Origin of the sequence: Pseudomonas sp. P20 (assembly GCF_016463925.1) — a bacterium.
Classification (GTDB): Bacteria; Pseudomonadota; Gammaproteobacteria; order Pseudomonadales; family Pseudomonadaceae; genus Pseudomonas; species Pseudomonas aeruginosa.
Genome location: NZ_JAEMVM010000050.1, coordinates 1 through 2,909 on the forward strand (window position 1 = coordinate 1; position 2,909 = coordinate 2,909).

Annotated in this window: 3 protein-coding genes and 1 pseudogene; all 4 read left to right on the forward strand. The window is 59.4% G+C overall.

Going from position 1 to position 2,909, the window contains the following annotated elements; all coding sequences use genetic code 11:
- Positions 1 to 392: DDE-type integrase/transposase/recombinase (locus JHD77_RS30440; protein WP_034026353.1), on the forward strand; the 392-nt coding region annotated here is incomplete at its 5' end.
- Between the two features lie 11 nt (positions 393 to 403).
- Positions 404 to 790 (forward strand): annotated as a pseudogene (locus tag JHD77_RS32525) (site-specific integrase); the annotation flags it as partial.
- A 504-nt stretch (positions 791 to 1,294) separates the two neighbouring features.
- Positions 1,295 to 2,155 carry a ParA family protein gene (locus tag JHD77_RS30445; RefSeq protein WP_003158180.1) on the forward strand — a complete coding sequence of 287 codons (861 nt, stop codon included), beginning with the start codon at positions 1,295 to 1,297 and terminating at the stop codon, positions 2,153 to 2,155.
- A 1-nt stretch (position 2,156) separates the two neighbouring features.
- A complete protein-coding gene (locus tag JHD77_RS30450) occupies positions 2,157 to 2,894 on the forward strand; it encodes a hypothetical protein (RefSeq protein ID WP_128709435.1) in 738 nt (245 codons plus the stop codon).
- The last annotated feature ends 15 nt before the right edge of the window (positions 2,895 to 2,909 follow it).

Genomic DNA, 2,909 nt, shown 5'->3' on the forward strand with positions numbered 1-2,909 from the left:
TCTCGGCCAAGCCGGATGCCGAGCTGGTGATCAAGGCCCTGGACATGGCCTACGAACAGCGCGGCAGGCCACAGCAGGTGCTGTTCCATTCAGACCAGGGCAGCCAGTACGCCAGCCGCCTGTTTCGGCAACGGCTCTGGCGCTATCGGATGCAGCAGAGCATGAGCCGCCGAGGGAATTGCTGGGATAACTCGCCGATGGAGCGCCTGTTCCGCAGTCTGAAGTCGGAGTGGGTCCCGTCAACGGGTTACCTGACGGCGCAGGAGGCCCAACGGGACATCAATCATTACCTGATGCACCGCTACAACTGGATCAGGCCGCATCAATTCAACGACGGGCTACCGCCTGCGGTGGCCGAAGAAAAACTCAACCCACTGTCCGGGATGGGTTGACCACTACAGACATGCGTGCCGTGCTACATGCTAGAAGCCTGGCCCAAGGCGCGCTGGAGAACGTCAGGAAGGTGGATTACAGCGGCTCCCCGCAGGCCTCTGCCAAACCGAAGCCATGCGGGCAACCTCTCGCTCGAGTGGGTGAAGTACCGCCAGCGGAGGCCTGGACAGAGCTTGCTGAACCAAGGGAGCACACACCAGGGACAGGCACTCAGGGAGGTCCAACCGCGTGGGAAGCAGAAGCGCTACCACAGCCACCTGACACCTTCGAGCAAAGCGTGCTGTTCACTCTGATGGCTCAACACTTATCGAACCGTGCCGCCTCGGCCTCCGCGGCTCCCGCGGCAACAAGCGGATCTGGTGGATGGGGATCTGCCGCCCGAAGCAGTCTCGCCTAGCGATACCGGTACTGAGGGGCCGGCTACCGGACGAAAGGTAGCCGCGCCTCCCTGCAGATCGCTAGGCCTGTAGGAAAAATCTGGAATTACCGAGAGCGCCTGGATTCCAGCGCCGGCATGCTGGCAGAGGCGCGCAATTTCAAGGCCAATACAACAGTACCCTCTGTAATCGCTGATTACGCCGGGGGCGCATTGCTACGCCTGCAGAATGGTTTCAGGACCTTAGAAACAGAAAAGCCCACCTAGAAAGGTGGGCTATTCCATATTGAAATCACGTCAATTCGGGCCTAATGTTCGGCCCAGACGGCTGCTAGACAAGAACCGGCGTAACACCCCTTCCTAGCCTATGCAACTCGCCCCGTAGAAAATGGTGGGTCGTGTAGGATTCGAACCTACGACCAATTGGTTAAAAGACAATTGGCCTAGGTCTCTCTAGGAAGGGTTTTAAAGCCCCGTACCGATTTAGCTGAGCAGCCTCTAATGACCCCATTAGAGGCTATCTCAATGAAAGCGACTTCGGTTGTATCCACCAAGGGTGGTGTAGGGAAATCCACCACCGCCGCCAACCTCGGTGCATTTTGCGCCGATGCTGGCCTGAAAACCCTCCTCATCGACCTGGACCCCGTCCAGCCCTCCCTATCTTCGTACTACGAGCTTCCTGAAGTCGCCCAGGGCGGCATCTACGACCTGCTCGCCGCCAACATAACTGACCCAGCGAGGATCATCTCCAGGACGATTATCCCCAACCTGGACGTCGTGATTTCCAACGACCAGAACAACCAGCTCAACAACCTACTGCTCCAGGCGCCCGATGGCCGGCTCCGGCTGGCAAACCTCATGCCGTCCCTGAAACAGGGCTACGACCTGGTGCTGATCGACACCCAAGGTGCGCGCTCCGCTTTACTAGAAATGGTCGTGCTCGCATCGGATCTGGTTGTTTCCCCCCTGCAGCCCAACATGCTCACTGCCCGCGAGTTCAACCGCGGCACCATGCAAATGCTCGATGGACTGCGTCCCTACGAGCGCCTCGGCATGCGGATCCCCTCGGTTCAGATCGTCATCAACTGCCTGGACCAGACCAATGACTCCCGGGCGATTCACGAGAATGTGCGCGCCATCTTCGATGAGCATCAGGACATTTCTGTGCTCGAAACGACTGTCCCGGATGCCGTCGTGTTTCGCAACGCAGCATCGCGCGGGCTACCAGCGCACCGCCTCGAAACGCGGCAACCCTCCAATCGCACATCAGCGCCCGCGCTGGAAATCATCCGTAACCTGGCCATCGAGGTCTTTCCCGAGTGGACTGACCGCTTCCTCGCGCTGACGCCGGAGGCGGTAGCAGCACTGGTCAAGGGAGGGCGCTGACATGGCGAAGACTCCTATCACCCAAGCCCGCGACGTCGACGCGGAACTTGTGCTGCAACTGAACAAGTTCGGCAGCGCCGCCGACCTTCGGAGCCAACAGGCCAAGTTGACCGGCGCTGCGCGAGAAATACGCAAGCTGACTGGCGGCGGTACCGACTTGTTCGGGAAGCTGGGTTGCTACTTGAGCTTTGAACAAAAGCAGCTCCTGCAAGACGCTGCGCGCTTGCTCGACTCGGTGAACCAGCAGGTCGAGCATGCGAAGGAAAAGCGTGATCGCGACGAGAAACAGGCCAAGAAGCGGCGTGAGCTGCGCGGGCGCCTGGCCAAGCAACTGGTCGCCTCGAACTACCCGCTTCCGGGAAATACGCTCGAAGAGCGGCTGGAAATCCTGCAGATCGCGTTGATCTACAACCGGGCCAAGGTGTTCGATCCCCTGTACTCCACCCGAGAACTCCACTCAAGACTGAAAGGTTGGCTGGAGCGTCCCAAGCAACTCATCGGGTGGCTCAGTGAAGCCGAGTATTTCGCCAGTTGGGTAGGATGTCTGCGCAGTGAATTCATTCAAAGCCTGACCGACGAAATCGCCTACGACGATGGCAGTGAAGTCGAGGAGCGCCTGCGCGTCATCAAGCAGAAGGTCGCTGACTGCACCGCTCAAATCGCTCTGACCAGCGAGGAGCAGGAAACCCTTCGGCTCTGGAAAGACGCTCTGCAATCGGCTCCGGAGGGCTCCATATGAACCTCCAGAACCGCA